This window comes from Lactobacillus kullabergensis (assembly GCF_000967195.1).
Taxonomy (GTDB): Bacteria; Bacillota; Bacilli; order Lactobacillales; family Lactobacillaceae; genus Lactobacillus; species Lactobacillus kullabergensis.
This window is the reverse complement of sequence record NZ_KQ033871.1, coordinates 836,975-851,929: the sequence shown is the minus strand read 5'-3', so window position 1 is coordinate 851,929 and position 14,955 is coordinate 836,975. Positions and strand designations below refer to the sequence as shown.

At 36.4% G+C, this 14,955-nt stretch carries 16 protein-coding genes; 1 reads left to right on the top strand and 15 read right to left on the bottom strand.

Annotation, left to right across the window (positions count from 1 at the left end):
* From ftsZ to JF76_RS04475, 11 genes are all read right to left on the bottom strand, one after another.
* Complete coding sequence (gene ftsZ, locus JF76_RS04525; RefSeq protein ID WP_045927998.1) at window positions 1-1,335, bottom strand: cell division protein FtsZ; 1,335 nt, start codon at window positions 1,333-1,335, stop codon at window positions 1-3.
* Window positions 1,336-1,349: 14 nt separating this feature from the next.
* On the bottom strand, window positions 1,350-2,708 hold the full coding sequence (ftsA, locus tag JF76_RS04520) for a cell division protein FtsA (protein WP_045927997.1): 1,359 nt from the start codon (window positions 2,706-2,708) through the stop codon (window positions 1,350-1,352).
* A 61-nt stretch (window positions 2,709-2,769) separates the two neighbouring features.
* Window positions 2,770-3,624 carry a cell division protein FtsQ/DivIB gene (locus JF76_RS04515; protein ID WP_156962757.1) on the bottom strand — a complete coding sequence of 285 codons (855 nt, stop codon included), beginning with the start codon at window positions 3,622-3,624 and terminating at the stop codon, window positions 2,770-2,772.
* A 16-nt stretch (window positions 3,625-3,640) separates the two neighbouring features.
* Window positions 3,641-4,747: an undecaprenyldiphospho-muramoylpentapeptide beta-N-acetylglucosaminyltransferase gene (murG, locus tag JF76_RS04510; protein ID WP_045927995.1), complete on the bottom strand. Its 1,107-nt coding sequence runs from the start codon at window positions 4,745-4,747 to the stop codon at window positions 3,641-3,643.
* Window position 4,748: 1 nt separating this feature from the next.
* A complete protein-coding gene (murD, locus tag JF76_RS04505) occupies window positions 4,749-6,128 on the bottom strand; it encodes a UDP-N-acetylmuramoyl-L-alanine--D-glutamate ligase (RefSeq protein ID WP_045927994.1) in 1,380 nt (459 codons plus the stop codon).
* 10 nt (window positions 6,129-6,138) lie between these two features.
* Window positions 6,139-7,101, bottom strand: coding sequence for a phospho-N-acetylmuramoyl-pentapeptide-transferase (gene mraY / locus JF76_RS04500; protein WP_370448893.1), 963 nt, complete (start codon window positions 7,099-7,101; stop codon window positions 6,139-6,141).
* A 7-nt stretch (window positions 7,102-7,108) separates the two neighbouring features.
* Window positions 7,109-9,274, bottom strand: a complete 2,166-nt coding sequence (locus JF76_RS04495) for a penicillin-binding protein (protein ID WP_045927992.1) — start codon at window positions 9,272-9,274, stop codon at window positions 7,109-7,111.
* Window positions 9,274-9,636 carry a cell division protein FtsL gene (gene ftsL, locus JF76_RS04490; RefSeq protein ID WP_045927991.1) on the bottom strand — a complete coding sequence of 121 codons (363 nt, stop codon included), beginning with the start codon at window positions 9,634-9,636 and terminating at the stop codon, window positions 9,274-9,276. Before ftsL ends, JF76_RS04495 begins: the two co-directional genes overlap by 1 nt.
* A 12-nt stretch (window positions 9,637-9,648) precedes the next feature.
* Window positions 9,649-10,596, bottom strand: a complete 948-nt coding sequence (gene rsmH / locus JF76_RS04485) for a 16S rRNA (cytosine(1402)-N(4))-methyltransferase RsmH (RefSeq protein ID WP_045927990.1) — start codon at window positions 10,594-10,596, stop codon at window positions 9,649-9,651.
* Between the two features lie 2 nt (window positions 10,597-10,598).
* Window positions 10,599-11,030: a division/cell wall cluster transcriptional repressor MraZ gene (gene mraZ, locus JF76_RS04480; protein ID WP_045927989.1), complete on the bottom strand. Its 432-nt coding sequence runs from the start codon at window positions 11,028-11,030 to the stop codon at window positions 10,599-10,601.
* Between the two features lie 166 nt (window positions 11,031-11,196).
* Entirely contained in the window at window positions 11,197-11,523 is a 327-nt protein-coding gene (locus tag JF76_RS04475; RefSeq protein WP_045927988.1) for a DUF3397 domain-containing protein, read from the bottom strand.
* Between the two features lie 100 nt (window positions 11,524-11,623).
* Here JF76_RS04475 and JF76_RS10085 point away from each other — a divergent pair, with 100 nt between their 5' ends.
* On the top strand, window positions 11,624-11,764 hold the full coding sequence (locus JF76_RS10085) for a DUF4044 domain-containing protein (protein WP_081945343.1): 141 nt from the start codon (window positions 11,624-11,626) through the stop codon (window positions 11,762-11,764).
* A gap of 28 nt (window positions 11,765-11,792) precedes the next feature.
* Here the strand turns inward: JF76_RS10085 and mreD are convergent, their stop codons facing one another.
* From mreD to JF76_RS04455, 4 genes are all read right to left on the bottom strand, one after another.
* Window positions 11,793-12,326 (bottom strand): rod shape-determining protein MreD, encoded by a 534-nt coding sequence (gene mreD / locus JF76_RS04470; protein WP_045927987.1) that lies wholly within the window; start codon window positions 12,324-12,326, stop codon window positions 11,793-11,795.
* Window positions 12,326-13,177, bottom strand: a complete 852-nt coding sequence (gene mreC / locus JF76_RS04465) for a rod shape-determining protein MreC (protein WP_045927986.1) — start codon at window positions 13,175-13,177, stop codon at window positions 12,326-12,328. The genes mreD and mreC overlap by 1 nt, the downstream gene beginning before the upstream one ends.
* Before the next feature lie 50 nt (window positions 13,178-13,227).
* Window positions 13,228-14,232 carry a rod shape-determining protein gene (locus JF76_RS04460; RefSeq protein WP_034979431.1) on the bottom strand — a complete coding sequence of 335 codons (1,005 nt, stop codon included), beginning with the start codon at window positions 14,230-14,232 and terminating at the stop codon, window positions 13,228-13,230.
* Window positions 14,233-14,330: 98 nt separating this feature from the next.
* Window positions 14,331-14,954, bottom strand: coding sequence for a JAB domain-containing protein (locus JF76_RS04455; protein WP_045927985.1), 624 nt, complete (start codon window positions 14,952-14,954; stop codon window positions 14,331-14,333).
* Between the last annotated feature and the right edge of the window lies 1 nt (window position 14,955).

Below are 14,955 nucleotides of genomic sequence, written 5' to 3'. Positions count from 1 at the left end.
TTAGTTTTCACCACGATGCCTGAAAAATGGAATATCATCAGTATCATCGTCATCAAAAGCGTTGGTTTCGATTTGTGAAATACTGCTTTGATCGTCGTCATCAAACGAGCTCGATCTTTCCTCCTGATTTGTGGCAGATGGTGTTGAGCGACGATTTCCTTCATCATCGTTATCCAAACCCCATACACTTGTTGGATCGACCATAGGTTTATGTTTTGGAGCAGTCTGAACAGTTTGCGAGCCATCATCAGTTGAAGGTCTGGGCTCAACAGGTCTCTCAACCGAATTTGTAGTTTGCCCAGAGGAATTGGTTTGACTAGGTTGTGACTTTATCTGGTGACTGTGACCAGGAAGCTGTTTAGATGCTTCCTCTTCTGCTTGTGAATTTATTCCTGTAGCTATAACAGTGACAACAACCTCATCTCCTAAATTAGGATTAATGGACGTACCAAAAATGATATTAACATCATCGCCTGCAGCCTTTGAAACAATTTCAGAAGCATCTTGTGCTTCAAATAAAGTCAAATCAGGTCCACCGGTGATATTCAGGAGAACCTGCTTAGCGCCATCAATTGAAACCTCAAGCAACGGTGAAGAAATTGCCAGTTTAGTTGCTTCAACAGTCCGGTTCTCCCCACTTGCACGACCAATTCCCATTAAAGCAGCACCTTGGTTTGCCATAACAGTTTTAACATCAGCAAAATCCAAGTTAACATAGTCGGTTGAAGTGATTAAATCAGAAATACCTTGAACACCCTGTTTTAAAACATTATCTGCTTCTTTAAAGGCATCCATCATAGGAGTCTTTTTATCGACCATTTCCAGCAACCGGTTATTAGCAATGATAACAAGCGTATCAACATACTGTTTTAACTGAGAAATGCCTTCAGCTGCATTTTTAGACCTTTTGGGTCCTTCAAATGTAAAAGGACGAGTAACAACGCCAACTGTTAATGCACCAGTTTCTCGTGCAATTTTGGCTACAATTGGCGCAGCACCAGTTCCCGTACCGCCACCCATGCCAGCGGTAATGAAAATCATATCTGCACCCTTTAGCGCATCTTCAATTGTCTGCTCACTTTCTTCAGCAGCTTTTTGACCTACCTCGGGATGAGAGCCAGCTCCAAGTCCTCTTGTCAACTTTGGCCCCAGCTGAATTTTATTTTCAGCTTTATTACTATTTAATGCTTGTACATCTGTGTTAGCAGCTACAAAAGATACTCCTTGTACGCCATCATCGATCATTCGATTAACAGCATTACCACCAGCACCGCCGACACCAATAACTTTGATGACAGCATTTTTATTGTCGTCAGAATCGAACGTAAAATCCATCTAATTAACCACCTTTAATCAAAGAACTTTTTGAAGAAGTTCTTAAAGCCTTTATCTTTATTTTGCGTATTATTTTTCGTTTTACTTTGCGAAGATTTTTCTCGTTTCAGTAACTCACGTCTATTATATTCTTCTTTTCTTTTACTTTCATTAACAGTAGCTGTTCTTTTCGAAGTTTTTGTTTTTTCTTGAACAGTCACTTCTTCTTGACCAAGTGCATCCTTGCCGTATATTGCGTTAATTACTAAAAAGTCAATATCAGACATTTTATATGCATAGTTAACGACTCCATATGCAGCTGAATAAATTGGATTGCGCATTCCAATTTGGTCAGGTTGATAGATTCTGGCTTTGACATTTAAAGTATTGGCTATTATGCCATCAAAACCTTGTAACAGACTGCTTCCACCAGTGATAATGACACCACCAGGCAAACTTAAAGCATCATGTTTAACCAAACCTTTTTCAATTCTGTCAATGGTCTGCATAACTCTAGCATTAATAATTTCACTTAAGTAGCTTTCGTCAACCATCTGTTGACCATTTGAACCTACGCTATTAACAGCAAATTTATTTTTTTCAGAAGCTAGATTTGGATCGGCATAGCCATAATCAAGTTTTATTTGTTCTGCATCCCTTTTTGATGTACTAAGAACAACAGAGATGTCATTGCTAATATCGCTTCCTCCTTCAAAATCAATATTAGCATATTTAATCTGATTATTGTGAATGACCGTGGCAGTAGTCACGCCACCACCTAAATCAAGGATTATTGAGCCAAACTGTCGCTCACTTTCATTTAAAGCAACACTGGCAATAGCAAGCGGGGTTGGAACAAAAAAGTTATTAGAATAACCTGCTCGCTCTATAGCCTTTTTAATATTATGCAAAGGACTTGCCGGAGCCGTAAGCATGATGCCCTGCACTGACAGAGAATGAGCAATCATTTTTCGGGGATCATCGACTTCCGTTTTACCATCAATTAAAAAGCGGCTTGGCAAAAAAGCAATAGGTTCACGTTCGTTTTTTACTGCAGACCTGATAGCAGCACGTACTACACGTCTGACATCATGGTTGCCAACTTCCTGACCATTATCGCTTACATTAACCAAATCGCTTGCAGTTTCAAGTTGAAGCATACCAACCGGTATGCCTGTTACAACTCGATAAATCTTTGCGTTTGTCTTTTTAGCTATTTCTTTTAACGCTCTACTAATAGCAGCAGCTGTCTCATCAATATCAACTATATTGCCATGGCGCATTCCCCTATTGGGAACAGCTACAGCTCCGATAACTTTACCTGTATCTGCTACAACCGCTTTCACACTTGTGGTACCAATATCTAAGCCCACTAATAAATTTGTATTGTCCAAAATTTACCCCCTGTCAGTGCTCTTTACAAAAATTTTACCATAAAAGTAGCTCAAATTCAGCCTAAGTTAAACCATAAGCTTTCTTTTCACTTGGTGTAAGCGGCCTGCTAAACGCACCTACTTCCAAATCAATTAAAGTATTTTTTCCCACTTTAGTTTTTATTTTATTATAGTACTTTAATTTACTTTTGAGGGTAGAAACGTTACCAATTACTACATTTCCATTTTTCATTAGAAAAATTACCTGTGATTTTCTCCTAGTGTTGCCGCTTAACAATTTTATCTGATTTTGAAAATCTGAAGGCAGACTATTAAACAAGTGAAGAGTTTCTTTCAATGATATTTCATGGTTATATCCCACAAAAACTGGCTTATCCGGACTCACCTTTGACCACGGAATTATCTGGGAACCCAATTTGCCTTGTGTAAGTATTTTCCGGTATCCTTTGGCATTTTTAATGTAACCAATCGTATGGTATTCGTCAATATTAAGAATCAAATGGTTAAAATTTTTAACATGAACATTTATGGTTTTTATTTCAGAGTATCTTGATGACAGTTTATGGTCTATACTGTCCTTATTAAACAGATGGTCAATTATTTTATCACTGGCTTTAATATCAGTAGTTTTTACAACTTCTTTTATTGGTAAATCATTTTCACCTTTTATTTGAATGCTTTTCACATTTGCTAAAGGGGAAATATAATAACCTAGTCCCAAAATGGACACTACTGAGATTCCCACAACAAGTCCCAAACGTTTAAATAATGCAGTTTTACGTTCATTATGTAACTTTGACAAAGAGGCAGAGACTTTTGTTTTAGCTTTAAACTTTTTCTTCTGATTAGATTCGTGATCTAAATAAGGTGATAATTTTTCTTTTGGATCAATTTTTGTTACTCGCTTCATAGTCAACTGCCTCACCTTCTTCTTACTTAGATATATCTTGCATTACTTTAATTACTTCGTCAGAAGCATCTGGAACGCCCAATTTCTTTGAAGCTTTACTCATTTCTGTATAATATTTACGATCTAAAACGATATGATCAATTGAGGAAATAAAATTATTGATATTAAGGTCGCTTTCAGCAATTACTGTCGCAGCGCCTGCTTTTTCCAGATCAAGTGCGTTTTTCATTTGATGGTTATGAGTAACGTTCGGGCTGGGAATTAATATGGCGGGAACACCTAAAGCTGTAAATTCCGCAATGCTGGTTGCTCCAGATCGTGAAACTACACAAATCATTTTAGGCAAAAGTGCAGGCATATCTTTAACATATGGTAAAATTTTAATACTTTTACCATAGTCTATATTAGCCAGTTTTTCTTGGATTTCTTTAAAATAATATGTTCCGGTTACCCAAATTATCTGATATGGCTTTTTTTGCAAACGAGTTAGTGACTTAAGCATAATTCTGTTGATGGCTAAAGCTCCACGAGATCCTCCAAAAACTAATACTGTAGGTATTATTGGATTCAGATTCCATTTACTTTGCATATCAACTTTTGTCGATGATAAGTTCAGTACTTGCTGAGAACGAGGATTCCCAGTTTTTACCAATTTTTTCTTCTCAGAAAACTGTTTAGCTGCGTCATCAAACGTATAACAAATCTTATTTACATAGTGACCTAAAAACTTATTAGCAACTCCAACAACCGAATTCGATTCATGAATCAAGGTTGGTATTTTCATTTTAGCTGCTTCATAAACTACAGCACCACTCACATAGCCACCAGTTCCCATTACAATATCAGGCTTAAACTCATTAATAATTTTTTGAGCCTTTTTTGTAGCTTTAAGAAACAACCTAATTGTAGCAAAATTACTCATTATATGTTTACGTGAAAACCCGCGCATTTCAATCGTTTTGAAATTTACGCCAGCCGCTGGAACAATTTTTGCTTCAAGGCCATTTTTAGTACCTACAAACAGAATTTCATCATTTGTAGCTATGTTGCGCTCTTTTAATCTTTCAATGATAGCCATAATAGGATAAATATGACCACCGGTTCCTCCACCAGTAAATATTATTCTCATTTTATTTCGTCTTCAATTCCTTTACAAAATTAACAAAATAGTCCCCACGTTCTTCAAATGTTCTAAATTGATCCCATGACGCACAAGCCGGTGAAAACAACAATACGTCACCAGGTTTTGTTAATTCATATGCGCTAGGAACTGCTTCCTGTAAAGTGTTTTTAATTACAATTTGTTTAATACCCGCTTTTCTAGCAGCATCCGCTAATAAATAACGACTTTCACCATATAAAACGGCCGCTTTAACGTGTTTTTTTAAAAAAGGTACTAAAGAATCAAAAGTAAATCCTCGATCTAAGCCACCAGCGATCCAGACTTCTGGATCTTCAAAAGAAGGAATTGCAACAGAAGCTGCTTCAATATTTGTAGATTTAGAATCGTTGTATATTTTGCGACCTTCTAATGTCATCACGTATTGCAAGCGGTGCTTTGCACCAGCAAAAGTTGTTAAAACGGCTTTAATATCATTGGTATCTGCACCCATTATTTGTGCAATTGCACTAGCAACTAAGGCGTTCTGCTGGTTATGAATTCCAGGTAATTTCATGTCAGATGTCTTCATTATTTTTTCGTGCTGATTTTGTAAATACCCATCGGCAATAAAATAATCGGCATCTTGACTATTTTCAGAAAAAGTTACGAATTTTGCTCTTGTAACTTTCCTTTCTTGTTTCAAAATATCTTTTTGATCGAAATTGGCCAAAAAATAATGATCTGAACTCTGCGTACGAGTAACATTCAGTTTTGCATTAACATAATTTTCAAAAGTTTTATGATAATCCAAGTGAACATTATGGTATATGTCAATGATCGCTGCCACATTAGGATCAATATCTGTAACACCAAGTAACTGAAAACTGGAAGTTTCGCAGACTAGAATATCATCCTTGGTCGCTTTTTCAACCACTTCAGATATAGGTACGCCAATGTTCCCTACTGCGTATGCATGATGTCCATTTTTAGACAAATGATGATCAAGAATTTTCTGGGTCAGCATTACTGTGGTGGTTTTCCCATTCGAACCTGTAACGCAAATATAAGGGGCATCACTAACACTCAATGCAATTTCTGGCTCGGTTATAATAGGCAAGTTTAGTTTTTGAGCCTCTTGTACCATTGGATTTTCATAAGGGATGCCAGGATTTTTTATGAAATAATCAAAACTTTCTTGACTTAATAATTCAATTGGATGCCTGCCGTCAATCACGCGGACTCCCTGTTTTTTCAATTCCTGTGCATTTTTATTTTTACTCAAATCAGCCTGATCATTTAAAGTCAACTTTGCACCAAGTTTAAGCAGCAATTTACTAACTGCAAAACCGCTTTTGCCCAGACCTAAAACCAAAATGTTTTTGTTCTGATAAGTCTTAATCTGCTTCATTTGCCTAATTTTATCCCCATATTATTAAATACAAAAAACTACCAATCAATCCAACTATCCAGAAAATAATATCTACTTTCCATTCAGAATACCCCAGCATTTCGAAATGATGGTGAATTGGTGTCATTTTAAAAATCCTTTTACCTGTAGTTTGAAAAGAGATTACTTGTAGAATTACACTTGCAGTTTCACAAACAAACACGATTCCAATTAATAAAAGAGACCATGGCCTGTTTAAAAAGATGCTGACAGCAGCCAATCCACCTCCTAATGCCAAGGATCCGGCATCACCCATAAAAATTTTAGCAGGTTTATGATTAAAAATAAAAAATGAAATCAAACCACCTATAACACTCATACAAAAAATTAAAATAGCAAAGTTCTTTTGTTTAAGTGCAATATAAGAATAAGTAGCATAAGCAATAATTGAAAGTCCCGTTGCCAGACCATCTAATCCATCTGAGAGATTAACAGCATTGGAAAAGCCAACCAGCCAAAAAATTACAAAAATGGTAAATAAAATCGCACTGTTCACAATACCAAAAAATGGTATAAAAAGTTTAAATTGAAAATTATCTGTAGCTGCAATAAAGACAATCACAATAGCAACCAATATTTGTAAGGAAAATTTTTGCCAGGCGTGCAAACCTAAATTGCGCTTGTAAAACAGTTTAATACCATCATCTAAAAAGCCGATTATTCCGTAGCCAAGCAAACTGATTAGTAAAATCCAAATTAGTTTAGACGTTTCCTGTTGCCAAATACTAACCCAAATGGTAGATACTGTAGCTGCCAAAACAAAGACTACCCCACCCATTGTGGGTGTTCCTGATTTCTTTTCATGCCATTTAGGACCTTCATCACGAATTTCTTGTCCTTCGTGATGTGTCCTCATGAAAATAATCATCCAAGGCAGAATGATCCCAGTCAACGCTAGTGAACTTACTAATGCAATAATGCTAATAATCAGCATAAAAATGCTACTCCTTTAATTGTATTTTTATTTTTGTACCCGGTTTAACAGGCTCACCTGTAGCCAGACCTTGCTTAAAAACTATTCCTGTGCCTTTGATCCGTAATTTAACTCCTGTTAAAGCTGCAAATTGGTGTAACTCATCAATAGACCAGCCCTTCATGTCTGGACATTCTATACTTCCAGCAGTACGAACAAGCATTAATTTTCCTGACTGTTGTCTTTGACCTGCCGAGTAGGATTGTTCAGTTATTTTATCACCCGTACCAATCTTAGCAAGTCTTAAACCGACACGCTGTGCTACCTTTTCGGCCTTTTTGTAGTTTAAACCTTTTAGGTTAGGTGTTTTAACAGCCGTTGAACTGCTTAGACCATTTTTAGACATGAGAATTACTCTATTCATCATTGGTTTAAAAATTGATGAAAGTATTACTTCAGCTGGTTTACTCATTTTACGTGGCTGCTTGACAGTAATATAAATGCAGTATCGTGGATGTTTAGCAGGCGTGACTCCAACCACGGAAAAGATGTAATTATTGTTACCTTTGAGATAGCCTCCGCCTTTAAGGTTAGCAATCTGAGCAGTACCCGTTTTAACGGCAATACTCTGACCTTTCATTTGGTATGCGGAACCTGTTCCAATGCGTTTATTTAAAACTCGACGCATATTTTCAAGTACGGTAGATGCAGTTTCTTTAGTGTAAACTGGTTGACCTACATTTTTAATTTGATAACCGGTGATAGTATGATTATCAGCATCCGTAATTTTTTCAACGAATTGCGGTTTTACCATTTGCCCATCATTTGCCAGACTGCTAAATGCCTGCATCATTTGCATAACATTGACATCAACGCCTTGACCAAAACTGGTTACAGCTTGATCAATCGGAGAATTGAATGCTATGGTTCCCGGTTGTTCACCGGGCAAGGTTACTCCAGTTTTTTCGCCAATATGAAATTTTTTCAAATATTTTTTCCAAGTCTTGGCACCCATTTGCTGCTCAATATGAACAAAGCCAGTATTACTTGAGCGAGGAAAAGCCTGTGAAAATGGGATGCTTCCCCAACCGTGAGGCTGCCAATCGTGAATTACAGATCCATTAACAGAAACTGATCCTGAATTATAGTATTGGTTAGGATGATAATTTCCACTATTTACAGATGATGACAGCGTTAGAACTTTAAAAACAGAGCCCGGTTCATAAGTATCTTGTACTAAAATGTTGCGATATGAGTTTTTCAGACCCTTTTTCGTTTGCGGATTAAAAGTTGGTCTTTGAGAAGCAGCTAAAACTTTACCCGTTTTAATATCTTCAACGACAGCTGTCATGGAAACCGGATTAAACGTATTTTGGACATAGGAGAGCCTATTTTCAAGGTATTCCTGCAATTGTGAATCAATGGTTAGATAAATATTATTACCGTCGACTGGTGCCTTATAGTTATGCGCGCTATTTGGCGTCTGAAAATTAGAAGCATCTACTGCGGAAACCTGATAACCGTTTTTTCCAGTAAGCACGTCATCATACCATGCTTCAAGTCCCATGGTACCTTCAAGATTCTGCTGCTTGGTTTTTTTATCATATACCGGGGTAGCCATTCCTATTACATGTGAAGCAAAATTACCATTAGGATAAAGCCGAGACTGGGTTTCAAAGAATTTAATACCAGGCAAATTCATCTTTTCAATTTTATCTTTTTGCTGTTTTGATAAATTGGAACCTGCAGTACCAAATTGTACCTGAAAAACAGGGCGTGCAGGATTAAGATATTTTAAAATTTCGTCAGTTTTAAGAGGTAAGACTTGAGCTAATTTGTTAGCAGTCTTATTTTTATCAACAACATATTCAGGCTTATTTTTATAATTGATAGAAGATTTATCTAAAATAGCATAAATAGTATATAAATGAGAATCTTGAGCAACTGCCAAGCCATTACGGTCATATATCGTACCGCGATTAGCTTTTAATACCTGATTACGCATATATAATTGCTCAGTTTTAGCAGTTAAATTTTGTCCATTAACAGTCTTTGAAATGCCAATATATAAAAATCTTCCTATAAATACGAGAAAAACCAAAGCAACAGCTACCTCGAGAAATCTCCCGACTGTAAAACGGTATCCGTGAGCTTTGGAATTAGAGTTACTTATCTTACTATTATGCTTTTTCATCAGCGTATAGTCCTAATATTTTTCTCATTCAAAGCTAACCCCTTGCTACGTGCAATTTTACTCATACGAGAGCTTGAGGTTAACTCACCTAATTCTTGATGCAAATCTCCAACTTGACTTTGCCCTTTTGCAACTGCGCGTTGCACATTGGTAAGTTCATGTTGAGCTGAAGTAGCAGAAATACTGGAAGAAACTAGCATTGTCATTAAGCCAATGGTTATTATTGTTCCCAATACAAGCAAGGACTTTTCAAAGCCGGTCCAAGCAACGTTGTGATGATTGAGAACTTGACGTTGTCTCTTCTTTGGATCTCTTTGCTCATTAGGATTAAACTCTACTTTTCTTGCTAAATTATCAGCCATTGTTTTTCCTCTTTACAATTTTTCTGCGACTCGCAACTTTGCACTGTGTGAGCGATTATTATTCTTTAGCTCTTCGGGTGAGGCAACAATGGGTTTGCGGTTAACTAAACGAAGCATTGGCTTCAAGTTGTCAGGAATAACTGGCATTCCCCTAGGTACATCAACTTCAGAGTATTTTTTAAAAATATTTTTTACAATTTTGTCTTCATCAGACTGAAAGGTAATCACACTAATTCGGCCACCTGGTTTTAACAAGTGAACCGCCTCTTCAAGTGATTCAGTTAAAACATCAAGCTCGTGATTCACAGCAACACGCAAAGCCTGAAAGGTCTTTTTTGCTGGGTGCCCACCAGTCCTTCTTGCAAACGCAGGAATTGCTTCCTTAATTATATCAACCAGTTCAAATGTTGTCTCAATTGGCTTTTTTTGTCTCTTAAGGACAATTTTATGGGCGATCTGGCGAGAATATTTTTCTCCACCAAATTTATACAAAATATTCGCCAATTCTTTTTGGCTTGAGTTATTAACCAATTGATAAGCATCAAGACTTTGCTCTTGATCCATTCTCATATCCAATCTAGCATCGAAGCGATAAGAAAAACCCCTTTGTGCCTGATCAAATTGTGGCGAGGAAACTCCCAAATCATAGTAAATCCCATCTATACCATTTTGGTAACCCAGCTCAACCAGATTCTCTTTTAAATGGCTAAAATTATCATGTACCAATTGTAATTTAGGATCGGCATTTTGAACAAGTAAATCAGCAAAGTTTAACTTAGCCGAATTTATTGCATATTCGTCTTGATCAAAACCAATTAAGGTACCACTAGCAAGTTTGCTCAATAAATATTTTGCATGACCGCCACCGCCAAAAGTTGCGTCTACATAAAGACCACCATTTTTTAGTTTTAAATTATCTATTGTTTGGTGTAAGAGTACACTGGTGTGTTTGAATTCCATAATTATAGTTCAATTTCATCCAAATTTTCTGCGATATCATCATAGTTTTCATTGGCTTCATCACTAAAGCTTTCCCAACGTTCCTTAGACCAAATTTCAATTCGATCAGAAACTCCTACAATGACACATTCTTTGACAAGGGAAGCATGTTTCTTCAGCGTTGTGGTCAGATTCACACGACCTTGTTTGTCAAATTCGCATTCCATCGCACCAGAGTAGAACAAACGCGTAAAGCTACGCGCATTTCTCTTAGTCAATGGAAGTTGCGCTAATTTAGCTTCAATTTTTTGCCACGCCTCAGTAGTATAGCCAAAAATGCAGCCTTCCATTCCGCGAGTAAATATCATTTTGTCACCTATTTGGCTACGCAAACGGGCAGGTATAATTAAACGCCCTTTGCTGTCAAGATTGTGATGATATTCACCCATGAACATGGCTTAGCCCCCTTCCACTAAATAATTTACCACAATTCACCACTTCCTACCACTTTTTAGTCAAAAAAGTTAAATATTTATTTTTTAATGACACAAAAAGAAAAAATCGCAAACCAATTCAGGTTTGCGACTAGATTTTTTAAAATTTTTTTATTAAAAAGTTTGACTATATCATCAAAAATAATAGACCCAGATACCAAAAAATAGTATTCACAGTTAAGTAATCCCAGATTTTACGCAGAGTTTGACTTAAAGAGAGATTTTTATTTTTAACAGCATCAGATATTGCTATAACTATAACTAAGAAGAAAAAAACGAAGAAACCATAAGGCAAAAACTCAGGTCTTTTTTGGTGCATGGTAATTAAGTGACATGCATATATAAAAAAGAAAGGCAATAGGTCATATCCCCTAAATTGAGCTTTAGGAAACATTTTATTAACAATATAAGCTAAAGCAAGACCTATAACAGGTATCAAGATAATTAAAAACATTGGCTACATCCTCTATCATTTAATATCTATTTTATCTTACTCCGCGATTGAAAAAAACTATTAAGTAGCATAAAATATTGTTCAAGTAGGAGGTCAATCAATGACGCGAAGACATAAGAAAAAGAGATCCAAATTTCAAAAATTAACAATTGCTATGGCTTGGCTGATGGCAATAATTACATTAGCGGCAGTTGTAATGCAGGCTGTTGGTGCATTATCAAGCTTTGGCTTTTTCGAATAAAAAACGTGAGACTTATATCTCACGTTTTTTATTGCCGGTAATTTTCTAAATTAACCATAAAAGGATAGTTAAGAGCCAGATTCCACCATAATTTATAGGTGGCACAAATAAATATAAATACCCAGCACAGAGTTGGCAAAATACTTTGCACCAGCTTCAAAATACCAATACTTGACAAACCTGTCATATTCAAAATCAGCCACATGAAGCCTTGAGTTAGAACAGAAGCAATTAAAACTGCTAGAACTCTGGCCCAAAATACCTCAGGCAAAAATCGTGCAGATTTTTGCAATAGCCATGAAACTATTGGCAAAATAATTGCGTAAATACCTATAATGCCAAAAAAATAAATGTCACTGACTATACCTGCACCTAAAGCCAACCAAATTTCTTTATCATTAGTGTCATCAAATAGCGCGATTAGCATCATACTAACAGGTACTAATAAGTTAGAAGCTTTGCCAAATGAGAAAAACTGATGCAGGTAAAAGGACAAGCTGCCACTAATAGCTATAGCAACATATAATGCTAAGACAAGAGTAAATTTTCGCAGTGTCTTCATTAGTCGTTCACTTTCCTTTTGATAACAGTGACAACTGAAGGATCGTTTAATTCGCCAGCTGGATTTATTTTGATTAAATCAGATAAGCCAAATGAGTCATGTGTTGTAGCAGAAATAGTTCCTACTAATAATCCTTTAGGAGAATTACCACCCATTCCACTAGTGTAAATTTTCGTACCACGCTTAAGTTTTTTACTATCCATTGCTTGAGTAAAGGCTAAAGTCTTGTTACCTATCACTGTAATTATGCCATGAACCTTTTTTCCATTTGTGGCTTGAGCTTGAACTGCAAAACGGTTTGCCGACTTGTCACTAGTGGTAATTAATTCCACCTTGGCAGAAGCAGCATTTACTTCTATTATACGACCAATAACTCCACCGCCCGACATCACGGCCATGTTTTTACGTAAGCCAGAAGTAGTTCCCTTGTTAATAACCAAAAGGTCTGTCCAGCTGTCTGGTGAACGCGAAATTACCGAGGCTTGAACCATATTATAGTCAGTTAAAGTTTCTTTTAACTTTAAAGCGGACTTAAGTTGTTTATTTTCAGCTTCAAGACTTGAGTTACGAGCCTTTGTTTGTTCCAAATCGGTTATTTGGCTCTTAAGATAGTTATTTTCATCTTGAGTATTCAGCAAATCATGCACATTATTTAAACTGCCAGACACAAAACTAAGAGGAAAATCAATAATCCTTGACCCTACAGCGACTATATCATTACCAAAGCTTTGAATAATTAATGGAGTGTTGCGCTTATTACGCAAGCTAACACTACCACCTAAAACTATAAATACTACAATAACTGCAAGACATGCTGACAACAGTTTTTTATTCTGTAAAAATTTCTTCATTTGGAAACAGTCCCTAAAGAAAAATCGGCAATAATAGCCGACTTTTTGTATTATCTGCGACTTCTACGCATTACTTCAATATTTTTCAGAGACTCACCTGTACCAACTGCAACACAATCTAATGGGTCTTGTGCTATAAATACTGGAACTTTAGTAGCTTCTGAAATAACATCTGGCAAATTCTTAAGTAAAGCACCGCCACCAGTTAGCACAATACCATGATCAATTACATCCGCTGCAATTTCAGGAGAGGTTTGTTCTAGAGTTTCTTTAATAGCAACAATAATATCTTGAACAACATCTTGAATTGCTTTTGAAACATCAACTGCTTTAACATCAACTGATTTTGGCAATCCGGTAACTAAATCACGTCCACGAATATTGACAGATTCAATTCCTTCTGCCTTTTCAACTGAAGCGGAGCCAATTTGGATTTTTATGTCTTCAGCGGTTCTTTCACCGATCAAAAGATTAAAATTTGAATGTACATAATTTACAATTGCAGTATTAAACTTATCACCAGCTTGACGAATTGATGTAGATGAAACAATTCCACCAAGAGAAATCGTTGCTACATCAGTAGTCCCACCACCAATATCCACGACCATTGAACCAGTAGGATCCATTACTGGCAATCCAGCTCCAATGGCGGCTGCAAACGGTTCTTCTATTACAAAGGCTTCACGCGCACCAGCTACACGAGCGGCATCAATAACTGCCCGTTTTTCAACTTCAGTTACTCCCGAAGGTACACAAATCATAGCTGAAGGTTTGGAGTTGCCTACAGTCTTTTCTATAAAATACTTAAGCATAGAGGCAGTTGTATCATAATCAGCAATTACACCATCTTTCATTGGCCTGATAGCCACTATGCTTTCCGGTGTCCTTCCGATCATTTCTCTTGCTTCTGACCCTACCGCAATTACTTTTCCAGTATGGGTATTTTTAGCCACAACAGAAGGCTCCCTTAAAACAATTCCTTTGCCTTCCATATAAACAAGAGTATTGGCCGTCCCTAAATCGATGCCAATATTTTTTGCTCCTAATCCAAACACGTAAATCTCTCCTTAATTATTGCAGTCTCTAAATCTTGAATAATTATAGCATAAAGTGCAACTTAAAAAAGAAAATGAAATGTAACTTTAAGATGAATTTAAAATAATTGCCGTTCACGCAAACTCACATATTGTCCCTTCCCCACAATAAAATGATCAAGAAAGTCAATATGAAATAATTCAGAAGCTGCAAAAAGCATTTTTGTTAGCTCTATATCGCTTTTTGATGGAATTAAATTGCCACTTGGATGATTATGAACCACAAAAAAGCCAGCACAGGCATAAATTACTGCCCAACGGAAAATTTCCCGTGGGTGAGCAATTGACTTATCTAAAGTTCCTTGAAATAATCTTTTTTCAGCAACAATATGATTACTGTTATCAATATAAACTGCCCAAAGCTCTTCTTGTTTACGACCAGCCAACTTATCCAATAAATAGGTACCTACTTCATCACTGGATGTCATAATAAGTTCACGATCTGGAACCGCCGACCTCAGTCTTTCAAGCAGTCCCTCACAAAGAACAGCTAAATTTTTATCGCATTGACTGCCAGAAATATATTTGAGCAAATCATCGAAATTCATGATTTTTAGCTCTGTCAGTTTTATAAAAAGTTCATCGAACTTCTCTATTCCACGTTCTTTCAACTCAGCAAAAAGGCTGTTTAACATTTCCCAGTCAGTTTTCAATAAATAGTGATTAGATTTTATCAATTCCATA

Bases quoted from the DNA above. Each gene is read 5' to 3' on its own strand.
- ftsZ (WP_045927998.1), bottom strand. From the start codon at position 1,335: ATGGATTTTACGTTCGATTCTGACGACAATAAAAATGCTGTCATCAAA.
- murG (WP_045927995.1), bottom strand. From the start codon at position 4,747: ATGAGAATAATATTTACTGGTGGAGGAACCGGTGGTCATATTTATCCT.
- murD (WP_045927994.1), bottom strand. From the start codon at position 6,128: ATGAAGCAGATTAAGACTTATCAGAACAAAAACATTTTGGTTTTAGGT.
- mraY (WP_370448893.1), bottom strand. From the start codon at position 7,101: ATGCTGATTATTAGCATTATTGCATTAGTAAGTTCACTAGCGTTGACT.
- JF76_RS04495 (WP_045927992.1), bottom strand. From the start codon at position 9,274: ATGAAAAAGCATAATAGTAAGATAAGTAACTCTAATTCCAAAGCTCAC.
- ftsL (WP_045927991.1), bottom strand. From the start codon at position 9,636: ATGGCTGATAATTTAGCAAGAAAAGTAGAGTTTAATCCTAATGAGCAA.
- rsmH (WP_045927990.1), bottom strand. From the start codon at position 10,596: ATGGAATTCAAACACACCAGTGTACTCTTACACCAAACAATAGATAAT.
- mraZ (WP_045927989.1), bottom strand. From the start codon at position 11,030: ATGTTCATGGGTGAATATCATCACAATCTTGACAGCAAAGGGCGTTTA.
- JF76_RS04475 (WP_045927988.1), bottom strand. From the start codon at position 11,523: ATGTTTTTAATTATCTTGATACCTGTTATAGGTCTTGCTTTAGCTTAT.
- JF76_RS10085 (WP_081945343.1), top strand. From the start codon at position 11,624: ATGACGCGAAGACATAAGAAAAAGAGATCCAAATTTCAAAAATTAACA.
- mreD (WP_045927987.1), bottom strand. From the start codon at position 12,326: ATGAAGACACTGCGAAAATTTACTCTTGTCTTAGCATTATATGTTGCT.
- mreC (WP_045927986.1), bottom strand. From the start codon at position 13,177: ATGAAGAAATTTTTACAGAATAAAAAACTGTTGTCAGCATGTCTTGCA.
- JF76_RS04455 (WP_045927985.1), bottom strand. From the start codon at position 14,954: ATGGAATTGATAAAATCTAATCACTATTTATTGAAAACTGACTGGGAA.